At 52.6% G+C, this 16,409-nt stretch carries 14 protein-coding genes; 3 read left to right on the top strand and 11 right to left on the bottom strand.

Annotated elements, in window-relative coordinates:
- Window positions 1–55: 55 nt before the first annotated feature.
- Both JW885_06645 and JW885_06640 read right to left on the bottom strand, forming a co-directional pair.
- Window positions 56–1,054 (bottom strand): DUF58 domain-containing protein, encoded by a 999-nt coding sequence (locus JW885_06645; protein ID MBN1881836.1) that lies wholly within the window; start codon window positions 1,052–1,054, stop codon window positions 56–58.
- Window positions 1,055–1,135: 81 nt separating this feature from the next.
- Window positions 1,136–2,119, bottom strand: a complete 984-nt coding sequence (locus JW885_06640; protein MBN1881835.1) for a MoxR family ATPase — start codon at window positions 2,117–2,119, stop codon at window positions 1,136–1,138.
- Window positions 2,120–2,345: 226 nt separating this feature from the next.
- Here JW885_06640 and JW885_06635 point away from each other — a divergent pair, with 226 nt between their 5' ends.
- The 3 genes from JW885_06635 (at window position 2,346) to JW885_06625 (ending at window position 3,624) form a co-directional block, all read left to right on the top strand.
- Entirely contained in the window at window positions 2,346–2,606 is a 261-nt protein-coding gene (locus tag JW885_06635; GenBank protein ID MBN1881834.1) for a hypothetical protein, read from the top strand.
- On the top strand, window positions 2,603–3,064 hold the full coding sequence (locus JW885_06630) for a hypothetical protein (GenBank protein MBN1881833.1): 462 nt from the start codon (window positions 2,603–2,605) through the stop codon (window positions 3,062–3,064). Before JW885_06635 ends, JW885_06630 begins: the two co-directional genes overlap by 4 nt.
- 107 nt (window positions 3,065–3,171) lie before the next feature.
- Window positions 3,172–3,624: a hypothetical protein gene (locus JW885_06625; GenBank protein ID MBN1881832.1), complete on the top strand. Its 453-nt coding sequence runs from the start codon at window positions 3,172–3,174 to the stop codon at window positions 3,622–3,624.
- 208 nt (window positions 3,625–3,832) lie between these two features.
- Here JW885_06625 and JW885_06620 read toward each other — a convergent pair whose 3' ends face one another.
- The 9 genes from JW885_06620 to JW885_06580 all read right to left on the bottom strand — a co-directional run bounded on the left by JW885_06620 (window position 3,833) and on the right by JW885_06580 (window position 16,385).
- Window positions 3,833–4,915 (bottom strand): hypothetical protein, encoded by a 1,083-nt coding sequence (locus JW885_06620; protein MBN1881831.1) that lies wholly within the window; start codon window positions 4,913–4,915, stop codon window positions 3,833–3,835.
- Between the two features lie 16 nt (window positions 4,916–4,931).
- A complete protein-coding gene (locus tag JW885_06615; GenBank protein ID MBN1881830.1) occupies window positions 4,932–5,993 on the bottom strand; it encodes a hypothetical protein in 1,062 nt (353 codons plus the stop codon).
- The gene (locus JW885_06610; protein MBN1881829.1) at window positions 5,990–6,901 is read right to left on the bottom strand and encodes an SPOR domain-containing protein; all 912 of its coding nucleotides are present in this window, start codon (window positions 6,899–6,901) and stop codon (window positions 5,990–5,992) included. Before JW885_06610 ends, JW885_06615 begins: the two co-directional genes overlap by 4 nt.
- A 155-nt stretch (window positions 6,902–7,056) precedes the next feature.
- Window positions 7,057–9,135: an elongation factor G gene (gene fusA, locus JW885_06605; GenBank protein MBN1881828.1), complete on the bottom strand. Its 2,079-nt coding sequence runs from the start codon at window positions 9,133–9,135 to the stop codon at window positions 7,057–7,059.
- A gap of 120 nt (window positions 9,136–9,255) precedes the next feature.
- Window positions 9,256–10,023 (bottom strand): type III pantothenate kinase, encoded by a 768-nt coding sequence (locus tag JW885_06600; GenBank protein MBN1881827.1) that lies wholly within the window; start codon window positions 10,021–10,023, stop codon window positions 9,256–9,258.
- A gap of 1 nt (window position 10,024) precedes the next feature.
- Window positions 10,025–10,828 (bottom strand): biotin--[acetyl-CoA-carboxylase] ligase, encoded by an 804-nt coding sequence (locus JW885_06595; protein ID MBN1881826.1) that lies wholly within the window; start codon window positions 10,826–10,828, stop codon window positions 10,025–10,027.
- Window positions 10,825–11,664 (bottom strand): carboxylating nicotinate-nucleotide diphosphorylase, encoded by an 840-nt coding sequence (gene nadC, locus JW885_06590; protein ID MBN1881825.1) that lies wholly within the window; start codon window positions 11,662–11,664, stop codon window positions 10,825–10,827. The genes JW885_06595 and nadC overlap by 4 nt, the downstream gene beginning before the upstream one ends.
- A gap of 37 nt (window positions 11,665–11,701) precedes the next feature.
- Window positions 11,702–14,368 carry a valine--tRNA ligase gene (locus JW885_06585; protein ID MBN1881824.1) on the bottom strand — a complete coding sequence of 889 codons (2,667 nt, stop codon included), beginning with the start codon at window positions 14,366–14,368 and terminating at the stop codon, window positions 11,702–11,704.
- Window positions 14,369–14,477: 109 nt separating this feature from the next.
- On the bottom strand, window positions 14,478–16,385 hold the full coding sequence (locus JW885_06580; GenBank protein ID MBN1881823.1) for a response regulator: 1,908 nt from the start codon (window positions 16,383–16,385) through the stop codon (window positions 14,478–14,480).
- Window positions 16,386–16,409 lie beyond the last annotated feature (24 nt).

Genomic DNA, 16,409 nt, shown 5'->3' with positions numbered 1-16,409 from the left:
TCACGGGTGCGCCGTCATTCGTCATTCACATAAAAAATAGACACCTACCCTTTTTTCACACATCAATCACCATCCCGGTGATGTCGGGGTTGGGCGTCGTGATGGTCGTCCCGCCGTGTGGCTCAAAGAGCGCCAGCGCCTCGAGGATCTCTGTACACTGGGCCGCGCCCCGCTTCGGGGCGATGAAACGATCGGGAAGCCACAGGCCCACTGGATGTCCCTTTCGTATAAAGTGATCGGTCAGTGTCGCCGCCTGCTCAATGCGTTCCTCTAATATATCTTCGTCACCCTCGATATCGACAAGCCTGAAAGTCATCATCCGTTCCGCCTGAGCCATAAACTCCTTTTTCATTATCTCGTCTCGCTTCGCACTGCTCTTCCAGTGGATGTGCCTCGGATTGTCTCCCGATGCAAACTCGACGATGTTCCACGGTTCCTCACCCGTTCCGGACGCCGATCTCGATTCGTCCCCGGAGATCGTCCTGAGTTCCTCGGGGAGCCGGACGACGTTTTTAATTCGGGGCAGAACCATCACTTCATCGCCGGGATCGACGGTCATCCCCTTGGTAAACAGTCCGAAGGGGAAGGTGGTGGTTACCGTGAGCTTTTCCATCGTATGCCGGCCCCTTTTGGGAAATACCGCCTCCATTACCGTGGACGCCGTCTCTCCTGCGGTGACGATGGGAAAAAGGCCGGATCGCTCGGCCACCGATCCGTCACGTATCGTGATGAGATACGAGGGGGCGTACTTCTTCTGATTGAAAACGGAGACACCGTACAGGATTGGGGTTCGAGAAAATACCCGGTCTGGAAGAACCCGGGAGAATTGAAGCTTCTTCAGGGCGCTGTTTGAAAGAATACCCGATGCGACAACGAACGAAAGGAGCGCCCCGAGAATAATATACAGGAGGTTATTGCCGGTATTGGTCGCGGCCAGCCCGACGGCCAGGGTAATGCCGATGAAGTACCTGCCCGAAGTGTTTATCTTGAGGGTTCTTGGCGGTGTGAAAATCCTGACGAAGAATGCCCTGATCTTTACGATTGTGCGTCCCATGTATGTTTCAATATCCTCCCCGCCGATCCGTTCCCTGTTCCGTGAAACGAGGTCTCTTCGATGTATTTCACGAACGGATCGTCAATAGGGAGCGTTCTGGGATTCAATGATATCGTCAAGCACGTGGGATGTCTCCACGATGCGGTCTCTCTCGGATAGCGAATTTGACGCGAGAATCACACGATGGGTGAATACCGGTTTAACCAGCTCCTTGACGTCTCCGGGCGTCACGTATGACCGCCCGTTCATGAGGGCCGACGCCTGTGCGGCTCGTTTGAGGAAGATCGCCCCCCGAGTCGACACACCGAGGCGAATGTGCCGTGACAGTCGTGAGGCGTTGACCATTCGCATCAGGTAATCAAGGACATCCTCATGGATGTGTATCCGGTCCACCTGCCGTTGGAGAACCTCCAGCTCCGTCGTATTCATGACAGGCTGTATATCATCCACACCGGTCTCACGTCCCTGGGAAACAACCGCCCTCATCTCATCGCTTGTATTCGGATAGCCTATGGTGACGCTCATCATGAAGCGATCCAGCTGGGACTCCGGGAGCGGGTAGGTGCCATGGGATTCCAGGGGGTTCTGGGTGGCGAGGATCATGAACGGTCGGGGCAGCCTGTGTGTGGTGTTTTCGATCGAGACTTGCGCGTCGTTCATCGCCTCCAGAAGGGCGCTCTGTGTCCTGGGCGATGTCCTGTTGATCTCATCGGCAAGCACGAAGTTGGCGAATATCGGCCCGGGAACGAACTCGAACGAGTCACTCTCCTTTTTGAACACCGATATGCCGATGATGTCCGACGGCAGCATATCCGAGGTGAATTGTATCCTGCGAAAACTCCCTCCGACAGATCGTGCCAACGTATGGGCGAGGGTGGACTTCCCAACACCGGGGATATCCTCGATGAGCAAATGCCCGCCCGCGATGAGTGTTGTGACGGCGCGTCGAATGACGTCGGTTTTTCCGAATATTACCGACTCGACATTTTCGATCAGAGTGTCAATGATCTGTGCTGTGCCGGATTCCGGCTTTGCATGTGTCACATGAAGCTTTGTTCCGTCCATCTCTTATATGTGCTTTCTCCGAGAATGTGCCGGTGTTTCAGGTTGAGGGTTATAATAATATCCCTATTGTAATGTTATTATTATAATCATCTTCTCCACTTACGTCAATGTCGGAGATATTCGTTCTTCTCAGGATACGTATAATATATGCCGCTTGTTCGTGTCCACACACCTGGGCGGGTTATTTGTCTTGTCAAACATTCCGGTTCACGGTACAATATGAACCATGGAGAGTTATGAAGAAATATACCTCGCGTACAACGATTTCGAGGCGGATCTCATCGAAGATATCCTGTCTAAAAACAATATTCCGTATATCCTCAGAGACCAGCGGATCACCCCCTACCCCCTGACCATCGACCATTTCCCCGAACAGCGATTCGCCGTGCCCCTCTCCATGGTTGAGCGGGCGGAATCACTGATTTCCACGGCCATCGAGGACGGCGCCCTCCCTGGTGACGGTACATTTAAAAGAGACAATCGATGAAGTTTTCCGTGTCGCCCCCCCTAGGAAAGCTGGCGAAGTGGCTCCGGATTATGGGATACGATTCTCTCTATCCGGTCATCCTGAACGACATCGACGATACATCGGTCACCGTCGATGATCTCTCCGATCCGGATGAACGCATTTATATCGTCAGACGTCACACGTTCAGGGGGCGCCCGGTGGTTTTTCTCGATCAGAATCTCTGGGAGGATCAGCTGCGACTTCTCAACCTTCTGCTGCCGATATATGAAAACCGATGCTCCTTTACCCGGTGCATCGACTGCAATCGACCGGTCGAAACAGTGAATCGGGATGATGTGGCGGATCTTGTGCCGGAGTATGTCTCCGGCGTTCACACCGAATTTACCCGGTGTCCCGAATGCAAAAAGATACTATGGCCGGGCACACATCGGGATAATATGGAAGTACGCATTGCGCGGATCTTTTCACCTTCTTGAAAATAATGTGCCCGGTGCTTATATTAATTAACACGGTATGAACACGGTCGCTCGTTTCGCCGACCGTCTGTTATGTAGTAACCATTTTCAATAGGAGCATATGAGATATGAGTGAAATCAATGAACTGTGGGAGGACATCAAGACAAACGCCGTCGAGGGATTTGGGGTGCTCAAGGATGAACTGGGAAAACTCAGCAAACAGGTTGAGAGCCAGGGCAAGATACTGAGAAAGAAAATCGACCTGTCGACCATTCAGCGAAAGGTTCACCAGGGATTTACCAAGCTCGGCGGACTCGTCTACGAACACATCGAGGATGGAAAGGAAACCGCGATCCTGACTGATCCGGATGTGAAAGCGGCGATCGAAGAGATAAAGGGATACAAGGCCGAGGTCGACGCCATCGAAAAGGAGATCAGCAGTATCAAGGAACACATGAGCGATCAGCCGGAGCCGAAGGAAGCGCCGAAAACATCCACTGCTCCCAAGAAGAGCACCACCCCCAAGAAAACCACCACGCCCAAAAAGAAACCGGACACAGATAAGCAGGAGACTTCGTAATAAGAAGGCATGCTGAAATGGACCTGACCGTCACCGACTTGACGCTGATATAGGCTGATTCATGAATGATTCATCCATCCATGAGCTGTCATGTGCCGGTGAAACAATCCAGGTGCCAGATATAAAAAAAGGGTATCCGATTGAAACACCCTTTTTTAAACGTGGAGTTTTTGTATCAATATGTCAGAAAAAGATATTGGGGCCGGGATTAAAAGATGTCCCGGTCCTTTTCACTGTCGGTAATTTGAACGGAAATGTTCAATACGATGTCTTTTTTTATGGCATCGACCTGAAATGTCAATGGTATTTTGAATGTACTGACACCCATCCGCTCTATCTCTCCCCCAAGAACCAACTCGACATGTTCAGCCTCCCTTGGGGTTTTGAAGTCGCCCGGTTGCGGGGTGGCCGTCTCGGCCGCCGCCCCGCCGGGAGCCGGCGCCGAATCTGAAGCAGCACCGGCGGTCGAATCGTTGTTGTTATCGAATTCCCCCATCACCCCAAGCTGATCGTCCTTCCTGTCTATCCGATCATCGATAACTGAGTTCACTTTATTAATATCAATACCATTTGTCAATCCACCGCCGCCAAGCATGACGGATGACCGATCCGCCTGCCCCACCTCTTCCGTGACAACTTGTTGTGCTTTCTCCTTCCCGATAATCTTTGCATGTTCTTCGGACATGCGCAGAATTTTCTGAGAGTCGTAGGATTCTTTCAGATGCTTGAGTACTTGACGTGAAATGGCGGCCAGGGTTTCCATCACTCCCTTTCCCTCTGTCGCGATCGCTTCGAAGGAAGGATATCCCAATGGATTGATTTGTTTCGTCAAATCGATGATCTTGCTGATGTTTTTCAGGTCCCGTTTGTTGTACTGAATAACGAGGGGAAGAGCCTTGATGGACTTGCCGTATTCCTGGAGGTTCTCATCGAGGTTCTTGAGGCTCTCGATGTTATCGTCCAATTTCTCGACCTGGGAATCGGCGACGAATACCACACCGTCGACACCCTTGAGAACCATCTTCCTGGTGGCGTTATAGAAAACCTGTCCCGGAACCGTATACAAGTGGAACCGTGTGGTAAATCCCTTGACGTTCGGTATTTCAACCGGCAAAAAATCGAAAAAGAGCGTCCTGTCGGTCTGAGTGGGCAGAGTGATCAGCTTTCCACGATGTTCCGGTTTCAGCTTTGAATGGATAAACTGAATGTTCGTCGTCTTTCCCGAAAGCCCGGGACCATAATAGACAATCTTGGCGTTTATCTCTTTATTTGCATAGTTAATCAGTGCCATTCTCCGCCATCCTTTGTTAGTGTTTCTTTTCCTTGCTCTGCAACGCCTTTTTCGCCGTATTTGCTATAACGCCCGGTACGTTCTTGCTCTTCGCAATCTCTTTTATATCTTTTACGTTCAAATATGGAATAAGCCTCATTGCGATGCCCGTTGGTGTTTTCGGGTTGCTCACAAGCCCGTGTTTCACCGCGTATATCTTCATCCATTCCTTATTTCTGGTTACCATTCGTACGGCTTCATCATTGCTCTGTTTCGATTTGGCGATCGCAATGACCTCCTCCTCTGTCAGCTTCGGGCTGTTCATAACCGCTCTAATGACCGTCCTGCTGGCATCTCTCAAAAGAAGAGTACGTGCCTCCTTGTTCCCGAGAGAGGCGTATCTGATTCTTTCCGCCACGGACATCTTTCTGATTTTCTGGTCAAGGTTGAGATCGGCATCGTCCCCTTCTTGACTTTCCTCGTCCTCGCCCTCTTTCGGAGTCTCTTCCGTCTCCCGGTCGGCCAGATCCTCCGACTCGTCTTCCGTGTCATCTTCCGTTTTTTGACGCTCGATTTCCACAGGCATTTTTTCCACCTGGGAGTCTGCGACATACCGTCCCTCCACCAGCTCCACTAATTTGCTCCTCAGTGCGCCGGAAACCGCCTCATTCTTGATAAGTGTGTCATACAGAAGCCTTGATTGCAGTAACCGTTCCTGGTTGGAGATGATCAGCTCCAACAGGTCGCGATCGGTAAGCGAAGCCAGAAACAAAATGGTTTTTTCCGACGTGTTTTTATTGAAAACGGCCTTCTCATAGAAGGAGCGGCTGTCTACATGATATCGAACAAGAAAATCTATAATGCCCGGATGAAGATTGTCATCCATTACATTGACGATCAGCTTTTTTGAGAATGTTCTGAGTGTCTGAATCGCCTTTTTTTTGATCTCCACATCCTTGTCGGTGCACAATACATACAGCACCACGACGAGCTCTTTCGGATTGAGCGGGATCGATCCCGAGGCCGCCATGAGCTTGACCTGTCTGGGAGAGTTCGGTTGAACGAATTTCAGCGCTTCCTTTGAGAGTTTGATTTTCACTTCTCTACTTTCACGATAATCGGCTCATAGCCCAGTTTTTCCAAAAGCCGGGAATCACTTTTTGCATGTTCGATTTCTTCATAATACCCGATCCGCAATCGCTTTATCACCACTTCCACCGTTCTCTCTTCGATCGTCGGATCATAGCCAAAATCCTTCAGGCGTCCGGCGATCACATCCGCATCCTCCCTATAATAAAAAAGCCCCGCAGTGACGTCAAACGCCCCTTTTTCCATCGGAATCATCACCGGATCGACGACGTCCGTGGGAAATCGCTCCATGAACGATTCCGCGCCGTCCCTGGAAAGTCCACGGGATACGATCGGACAAAACATCAACACCACCCTCTCCGTTTCATCCACGTAGTGGGTAAACCCGTGCTCCTCCAGTTCTTCGGCCTGTTTTTCCAGGTTTCGATCGAAGATGAATGCCCCGACCTGCAGTGAAAAAAGCGCCCGATCATCGGGGGATTCGTTCGTCGTCACGCCGCCATCATCCCCGTCTTTTAATGTGGAATCATCATCCGAAAGAACCCCGTTCTCGACTCCAATATCGGAAAGCGAATCATAAAAGGTATTCTCATCTATCGGTGCCGAGGATACGGTGGAATACGGCTCCTCGGTCGATTCCCGCGGCAGGGTAAGAAGGATTTCGTCGTCGGTTATAACAAGATGCCCCTCAGGTTTTTCGCTCGGTGTATGATCCGATTCACATCCGGATAACAGCAGAAAGGCAGAGACCAGAAACAGAAAAGATCGTGTGAAATGAAAAAACCGCCGCGTCTCTATATGCCGCCTGTTTCCCGGCATACCATCAACCGCAGCGGTTCTCCGCTCCGCCCACTCGGCGAAAAAACTTTCTTTCGCTTGTAGGTGTATGTTCTTTGAAACCGCATTCAACAACGCCATCGCCTTCTCCCACCCCCACCGATGTTCACGTTATCGCCACGACAACGTTCTCACCCGCACACCTCTTCAAACATAACGGTGCCGAAGTATACTATCGAATTATACACCATCATGCGAGCGACAGGAAGCCTTCGATTCAATCCCAGGGAATGCCGTTAGTCGTTCTTTTCCTCTTCAGCCTCCTGGATGATCTTATCGACAAGGTGGGCGGGAACCTCCTCATAGTGATCCAGTTCCATGGAAAACGTCCCCCTGCCGCTGGATATGGACCTGAGGTCCGGCGCATATGTCAGTACTTCCACCATGGGAACGAGCGCCTTGATGACCTGGATGCCGTCCCTTACGTCCACGCCCGCCACCCGGCCCCGGCGGCTGTTGAGATCTCCCATGACATCACCCACGTTCTCTTCCGGAACGATTATTTCCATCTTCATGATCGGTTCCAGCATAACCGGATTACAGTCCATGAAGCCCTTTTTAAATCCCATGGACGCGGCTATCTTAAACGCCATTTCTGAAGAGTCGACCGCATGGTATGAGCCGTCTACCAAATCCACCTTCACATCCACCACCGGATACCCGGCCATGACGCCTCCCAGCATGGCTTCCTCGATGCCCTTCTGGCAGGCGGGGATGTACTGTCTCGGGATGACGCCGCCGACGATCTTATCGACGAATTCGAACCCCCCTCCCCTGGGAAGCGGCTCGATTTCCATCCAAGTATCGCCGAACTGTCCCCGACCTCCCGTCTGCTTTTTGTACCGTCCCTGAACCCTGGCCTTTCCTTTGATGGTTTCCTTATACGGCACCTTTGGGAGAAAAAGGTCCACCTCGACGCCGAACTTGCTCTTCAGCTTTGCGATGATCACCTCAAGGTGCACCTGGCCCATACCCGACAGCAACAGCTGCTTTGTCTGCTCGTCCCTGTGGATCTTGACTGTGGGGTCTTCTTCCATCAATCGGTGGATGGAGGTCATCACCTTGTCCTCATCGCCCTTACTCTTGGGAACAAGAGCGAACGACATGATCCTCGTCGGCATCTCAAATTGGGGGAATATGACATCGTTGTTCGGGTCGGCAAGCGTGTCGCCCGTGACGGTCTCTTTCAGTTTTGCCACCGCTGCGATGTCTCCCGTGGGTGCGATGTTCGTGGGGTTCTGCCCCTTGCCCCTGATGTGGAGAAGCTGCCCCACACGCTCCTTGATATCTTTTGTGTTATTTACCAGGTTCGAGTCCGCCTTCATGGACCCTGAAAACACGCGAAAGATAGAGAGCTTTCCCGCATACGGATCGGCGATGGTCTTGAACACCTGGGCGGCCAGGGGGCCGTCCGGATCGGGATGTACCGTTATGGCATTTCCGGATTTGTCCGTGGCGGTTATCTCCGGCCGCTCCAGGGGTGATATGCCCGCCTGGGCCAGAAAATCAACCAGCGGCTGTGCGCCGATGTTCTTCAGCCCGGACCCGCAAAATACCGGGATAACGGTTCCGTTCATCACACCGCTTTTCATTCCATTTGCAAGCTCTTCGGGAGTCAGCTCACCTCCATCGAGATATTTCTCCAACAACTCATCGTCCGACTCGGCGATGGATTCGATCATCTCGTTTCTCATCTCCTCGACGGTCGATGCGATATCTCCCGGGATATCGACTGTTTCGTAGTTCCCGGAGTGATCATCGGCATATATCAACGCCTTGTTGGCGAAAATATCCACGACGCCTTTAAAGTCCGTCTCCTTCCCTACCGGAAAGGTGATCGGTGCAAAACTTCCCTTGAAGCCTGCCTTCAATGCATCAAGCGCCCTGGTGAAATCCGCCCGCTCTCGATCCAGCTTGGAAATGAAAACAATTTTCGGGATTCCCAGCTCCTCGGCCTTCTTCCACATCCTTTCCGTCTGGATTTCAATACCGCTCACAGCGTCGACGATGATCACGGCGTTGTCCGCCACCGAAAGGCATATCTGTGCGTCTGTGTTGAAGTCCGCGTCACCGGGCGTGTCGATCAGGTTTATTTTCTTTTTCTTCCATTCAAAATCGAATAAAGCCGAACTGATCGATATATTTCTATTGGTTTCCTCCGGATCGAAGTCCATTGCGCTGTTTCCGTCGTCCACCTTCCCCAGTCGGTCTATGGCCTTGGTGTCAAACAGTATCGCCTCGGCCAGGCTTGTCTTTCCGCATCCTGAATGACCGACAAACGCAACATTTCTAATATCTGCACTTTCAAATTTCATACACCATGCTCCTTCGCGCAAAAATTTTACTTATCTTATATATGCAGATGGAAAAAATCAAGGATAGTTTGACATCTCGTACATTTTCCGGACAATTACCGGATGCCCGTACTGTTTGCTCTACGCCTTGTTCATCTTGTACAGTTCCTTGAGACCCTCCAGCGTCAGGTAATGATCCACCTCCTGGATCATTTTCGATTCATTTGCTATCAGGTCCGCAAGCCCCCCTGTGGCGATGACATATGGATCGCTGCCGGTCTCATCCTTGATGCGTTGAATGATACCATCAACCATATCAACATACCCGAAAACGATTCCGGCTTGCATGCTGTGAATCGTATTCTTTCCGATAACCGTCTTTGGTCTGACGAGCTCGACCTTCGGCAGCTTGCTGGCCCGGGAGAAAAGCGCCTCGCTGGATGTGGTCAAACCCGGTGCAATAATTCCACCGAGGTATTCTCCCTTGGCGCTGACATAATCGAACGTCGTTGCCGTACCGAAATCAACCACTATCAGATCCCTTTGACACCTTCGATACGCCGCAACCGAGTTGACGATGCGATCCGCGCCCACCTCCCGGGGATTGTCGTAGAGAACCGGCATACCGGTCTTGATTCCCGGCTCAACGAACATGGGATGCAGATGAAAATACTTTTCGCACAGTTCATCTACTATCCCGACCATCGGCGGCACCACGCATGAAACGATGATGTCCTTGATATCCCTCGAGCTTATTCTGGAAGAATGGTAGAGACTCTGGACCAGGACTCCGTATTCATCCGCCGTCCGCTCGGGAAGCGTCATAACACGCCAGTCACTGACCAGATCTTCACCGTCATACACACCGACGACGGTATTGGTATTTCCTATATCCAGCACTAACAGCATATTATTCATCCTCAATAGTCAGCTCACCTGAAGTCGATATGTGCACCTTGCCGTAATCGTCCCGTACATGCAAGAATCCGTTATCATCTACGCCGATGGCCTCCCCCTCGATGATGTTTCCCGCTACCATCACACTGACCCGTTTTCCGGTGGTGTTTTCATATGTCCGAAACCGGGCGATGATCTCATCGAACCTCTGTCCGCAATACAAACGATACCAGTAATCGAGGCGGTACAGAAGCTTAAAAAGAACATCCTTCACTGAAACCGCGTATCCGAGTTCCATGTAGAGGGACGTGGCGATATTTCGTATCGCCTCCGGCATATCCTGAATGCGGGCGTTTATATTAATGCCGATTCCGATAACGTAAAACAATGCGTTGTTTTTATCCTTTCCCATCTCCAGGAGAATACCGGATATTTTTTTATCGCCGATCATCACATCATTCGGCCATTTTATGGAGACCTGTCCACTGTCCTTTAAGATATATTCTCCCAGGACTTCGGCAACCGCCAGGGCCGCAAGGATCGTCAACAGCGATGCCCGTTTCGTCGATATCCGGGGGCGAAGAATCAGTGAGAGATACACGTTCTGCCCCCCCGGGGCGTTCCACGTTTTCCCCCGCCTCCCCTTACCGGATCGCTGATTTCCGGCGATAATCACCCAACCCTCTTCAACGCCCCGGGACGCAAATTGCACGGCATCATCGTTCGTGGAATCGGTCTCCCGATAATAGACGACCTCGCTCCCGACTATACGCGTTTTGAGCCTTGATTTTATGAAAAAGGGAAGGTCCTCGTTCATACGGCCACGATCTTCATATTGATATCAACGGATCGAGCGCCGTGTGTCAGCGCCCCCAATGATATGAAATCAACCCCCGCCTCGGCATATTTCCTGATGTTTTCGAGGGTGATTCCGCCCGACGCCTCGATCAACGCCCGTCCGTCTATGAGTGTTACGGCATCGGCGATCTCATCGGGCGTCATATTATCCAGAAGCAGAATATCCGCACCGACATTCAGCGCTTCGGTTATCTGTTCCGTGGTCGATACCTCCACCTCTATTCGCGAGGTATGGGGAGCGGTTTTTTTCGCCCGATTGACCGCCTCTGTTATCCCGCCCGACGCGGTAATATGATTGTCCTTGATGAGCACGCCGTCCGACAGGGAATACCTATGATTCCGTCCCCCTCCCATCCTCACGGCGTATTTTTCCAGATATCTCCAACCGGGTGTGGTCTTCCTGGTATCCACCACCGTCGCTCCCGTGCCCGCGATTGAATCCACGCATCTCCGTGTGAGGGTCGCAATGCCGGAGAGCCTCATGAGAAAATTCAGGGCCGTCCGCTCGCCACCGAGAAGCGTCGCCGTCGACCCCTCCACCTCCATAACCGCCATCCCGCCGGAGATGAAATCCCCGTCTGTGACTTTTTCGGTGCACAGAACATCCCCCCCCAGCTGTTTAAAAACGGCTTTGAATACCTCAATCCCCGCCAGCACGATATCTTCCTTGGCGGTGACCACCGCCCTCGACCCATGGTCATCGGTGATCGTCGCCCGGGTGGTGATGTCGCCGCCGCTCATGTCCTCCATGAGGGCCAGTTCTATGAGTGCCCGTGTATGCGCCGTGAGCTCCATATTTTTCTATCCACATGATGCGGGCCGTCGGCCGTTTCTATTTTCCGATATATTCCGCAACCCGGTCGATACTTTCGGTGAGTCGCTCCTGTTTCGAGACGAGGGTGGATTCCTTGTCCCGCTCCTTTTGGACCACCTCAGCCGGAGCCTTCGTGATGAATTTCTCGGTGGAGAGCTTATTCCTCACACGGGATAGATCGTCCGTGACTTTTGAGAGTTCCTTTTCAAGGCGGGCCTTTTCCTCATCAAAATCGATGACCCCTATCAAAGGAACGTATACCGTCAGAGGACCGGTCACGACGGTGGCCGATGCGCCGGGTTGGGGAAGATCCACCCCGAACTCGATGGAGTCAACGCCCGCCAGCGTCTTGATATACGTGGTATTGTCCTGCAATCCGTCGAGCACCGCGGCGTCCGGTGAGGACACAATGGCCGAAAGCATCTTCTTCGGGTGGATATTCATTTCGCCCCGAATGTTCCGTATGCCGGTAATGAGGCTCTGTACGCGGTCGAACTCATCGACGGCGTCCGGGAATCTCGGCATTCCGGAGGCATCGGGATACTCCGCCTTCACGATGCTTCCCGCAGATTTGGGGATGGCCTGAAATATCTCCTCGGTCACGAACGGGATGATCGGGTGCAGGAGCCGGACGATCGTATCGAGCACGAACATCAAGACATCCTGACTCCGTTTCTTATCCTCCGGAGTCTCGGACCCGAGATAGATCTTGCTCAGCTCAAGGTACCAGTCACAGAATTCATGCCAGACGAATTGATATGCCGCCCCCGCGGCGGCGTTGAATTCATACGTATCCAGCGCCCGGCGCACCTCTTCCGTGACCTGGGCCGTTCGCTCCAGTATCCACCGGTCCGACAGGGACAACTCACGCTTCGCAAAATCGAAGTCCGGACGGTAGTCGTCACCCGTATTCATCATGACGAACCGCGCCGCATTCCAGAGCTTATTGACGAAGAATCGATATCCCTCGATTCGCCCCTCGCTCAGCCTGACGTCCCGTCCCATGGCCGCGAAGGCCGTCAGTGCGAACCGAAAGGCGTCTGCACCGAACTTGTCAATAACCTCCAGGGGATCGATGATGTTCCCCTTGGACTTGCTCATCTTCTGGCCGTGCTCGTCCCTGACGAGGGCGTGAATGTAGACGTCCGTGAATGGGACCTCCTTCATGCAGAAGAGGCCCATCATCATCATCCGGGCCACCCAGAAAAAGAGGATATCGAAGCCGGTGACGAGACACGACGTGGGGTAGTAGGTCGCCAGGTCTTTTGTCTCATCCGGCCACCCCAGGGTCGAAAAAGGCCAGAGCGCCGAGCTGAACCAGGTATCCAGGACGTCGGTTTCTCTGGTGAGGGAGCTCGCCTTGCAGGCGGTGCAGTCGGTCGGCTCCTCCATGGCTACGATCACCTCGCCGCACTCGTCGCAATACCATGCGGGTATCTGGTGTCCCCACCATATCTGCCGGGAAACGCACCAGGGCCTGATGTTTCTCATCCACTCGAAATATGTCTTTTCCCACTGGACGGGAACGATGCGCGTCCTGCCGTCCTCCACGGCACTGATCGCCTCCTCGGCCAGAACTTCCGCGTTCACGAACCACTGCTTGGAGAGCAACGGCTCGATGACCGTGCGGCATCGATAGCAGTGCCCCTGTGGTACCGTGTAGGCCTCGATCTTCTCAAGGAGTCCCTGTTCCTTCAGGTCTTCAAGCACCTGCTCCCTCGCCTCGTACCGGTCGAGCCCCTCATAGGGACCGGCGTCGGCGTTCATGGTGCCGTCCTCGTTTATGACCACCACCCGCTCGAGCTCGTGATCGTTGCCGATCTCGAAGTCGTTCGGATCATGGGCGGGGGTTATCTTCAGGGCGCCGGTGCCGAATTCGGTGCTGACGTAGGGGTCGAATATGACGGGCAGCTCCCTCTCGATGATCGGGAGGATGACTGTTTTTCCCTTGAGACGTGTGTATCTTGGGTCGTCCGGATTCACCGCAACCGCCGTATCCCCGAACATAGTCTCGGGACGGGTCGTCGCCACGGTGACGAAATCACTCGGATCACCCTTCACCGGGTACCGGATATAGTAGAGACTTCCGGCGCTGTCCTCGTGCTCGACCTCAAGGTCGGCCAGGGCCGTGTGACACCGGGGACACCAGTTGATGATACGGTCGTCCCGGTAGAGGAGTCCCTTTTCGTACAGGCTCACGAATACCAGCCTGACCGCCCGAGAGAGCCCCTCGTCCATGGTAAAGCGCTCTCGGCTCCAGTCGCACGACGCGCCGAGCTTCTTGAGCTGATTGATGATTACGCCGCCGTACTGTTTTCGCCACTCCCACACCCTTTCGATGAACGCATCCCTTCCCAGATCGTGCCTTGTTTTCCCTTCGCCGGCCAGTTCTTTTTCCACCACGTTCTGAGTGGCGATGCCGGCGTGATCGGTGCCGGGCATCCATAATGTATTTTTTCCCTGCATCCTGTGATATCGAATAAGAATATCCTGGAGGGTATTATTCAATGCGTGCCCCATGTGCAGTGAACCGGTCACGTTTGGGGGCGGAATGACGATTGAATAATGTGATGCCGTGGATGTATTATCGGCCCGAAAGACTTCTTGTTTTTCCCACTCGGAATACCACTTGTCTTCAATGTCCCGGGGGTCGTATCCCCTGTCCAATCCGGTAGATTCCTTCATTTTCTGTCCGCTCATCTCCACATTCTGTGATCTCGTATGTCGTCCGCTATGTAAAAAAATCAGGGGAATATGTGTTCCCCTGTTTTTTTAGTGCGCTATGAAAAGGCGATTAACCCTTTTCTCCCTTAAGCCGCTTTATCTCTTCCTTTATCAGCACCTCCGCCAGCTCGGGAACCACCTCCCATGCGACCTTTTCAATGATCTCACGGGCGATTTTGTTCACCGCCTGGTCATATTCTTCGGTACCCGGCTCGGCCCCGCCCAAACCTCCGGGCATCGAGCCCGCCACCCTGGAGCTTACCTCCTCCATGGCCCGTGTTATAATCTGCTCATCGACGTTCGCCGTTTCCTCCTGAATGTCGAATTCCGAATCATCTTGAAGCCTTTCAGGCATTCGAGTCGACTCGAAACGGTGCTGACTTTCAAATTCTTCGCTTCTCTCTGAAAAGGATGTATCAATCTCGGCGGTGTCGACATCGATATCATCCGTAAACTGATTCGACGCATCTCCTTGAGAATTGTTTTCCCAGAGGAAATCAGTATCTGTGGAGTCGTCCGGAATGAACATGTCATCGTTGCCGGATGTTTCGGGCATTTCAACTTCATCGAAAATCGTTCTCGTTTCCGGCTCAAACGGTTCTGTCACATCCATCTCGAAAGCGGATTCCGGCGTTTCCCGCCGGTCGAGATCCGGCTCTTCTTCGGAAATATCCTCCATGAATTCCGGCGGTATCTCCACGTCATCGAGAGATAAGGAGTCATCGTCCGAGCCTGTGTCTTCGACCGACACATCATCGAAATCTCCTGATACCTGAATTTCAGCCTCACTGGAAAAATCATCATCAAAGTTCGCCGAAATATCCATCCCGTCTCCGAGGCTGATATCCTCCACATCTTCCAGGGGGATTTCCATATCATCGTCACTCAACTGGAATACGCCGTCTCTTTCTTCAGACATCGCCGTATCCAATGACGGTTCTTCGAAATCCGCCATATTGAAATCGTCACTAATGACCGATCGCTCTCCCTCTACCAACTCGATCTCATCAAAGGATGTATCCGCTCCGACTTCTCCCTCAGAAAGCGGAGCCGCGACAAACTCGGGTGTCGCTTCATCCCCCCCGTCGATGTCAAGCCCCTCTTCATCCAGAAACTGCGACAGCTCGTCTTCGGATATTTCTTCACCAAGTTCAAAGCCGCTCGAATCCATCCGTGCACTCTCACCCGTCCGGGAAGGCTCTCCGGCATCCCGCGATTGCGGTGTTGCTTCTGCATAATCCGATCCGATATCAAATCCTTCAGGGACGGAATCGGTTTCAATCGTCACATCTCCCCAGGGATCCGACTCCTCCTGGACCGGAGTGAAATCCTCACTCTTTTGAGCGGGTCCTGCGATATCTTCAAATTCCTCGACGGACCAGATATCCTCTGACTGTCCTCTCTGTACGGGCGCTTCCTTTGGTGTCTGCATCTCCGGGGCTGATTCCCGGGGTGTTTCAAATCCGGACTTTTCCACTTTGGGTTGAGGAGGGATCGCCGCGTCCGATCCGATCTCCATCTCACCACCCATGATAAAACCTGATGAATCTCCCGCAGCGCCAGGTGCACCATGTTCCGGCCGCACAGGCGATGCGGCGGGAGTTCCGGCACCCTTGAACGACATTTCCTTTATTTTATTGATAAGGGCGTGGGACTCAAAGGGTTTCTTGAGGTAATCATTCGCTCCGACCTGTTCCGCCTTTTCTTCATCAAAGGGTTCAAACGTCCCGGTCAGGAGGATAATCGGGATATGGGAAAGTTCCGGCATCTGCTTTATCTTTTCACACACCTGATATCCATCCTTGTCGGGCATAACGACGTCAAGCAGAATAATATCAGGCTGTATCTGCTGTGCCTTTGCAAACGCTTCCGCGCCGTTATCGACAATCGTCAGGTCGATGTCTTCATGGGCGAGAGTGATGCTGACGACTTTTTGTATGGTGACACTGTCGTCCGCCAAAAGAATCTTTTTTGACATAGTGTGTTACCGTTTTTTCTTTAA

This window comes from Candidatus Zymogenaceae bacterium, assembly GCA_016931225.1.
Lineage (GTDB): Bacteria > Desulfobacterota > Zymogenia > Zymogenales > Zymogenaceae > JAFGFE01.
Note: the sequence above shows the minus strand (reverse complement) of the source record. Positions and strands in the feature narration are given on the sequence as shown.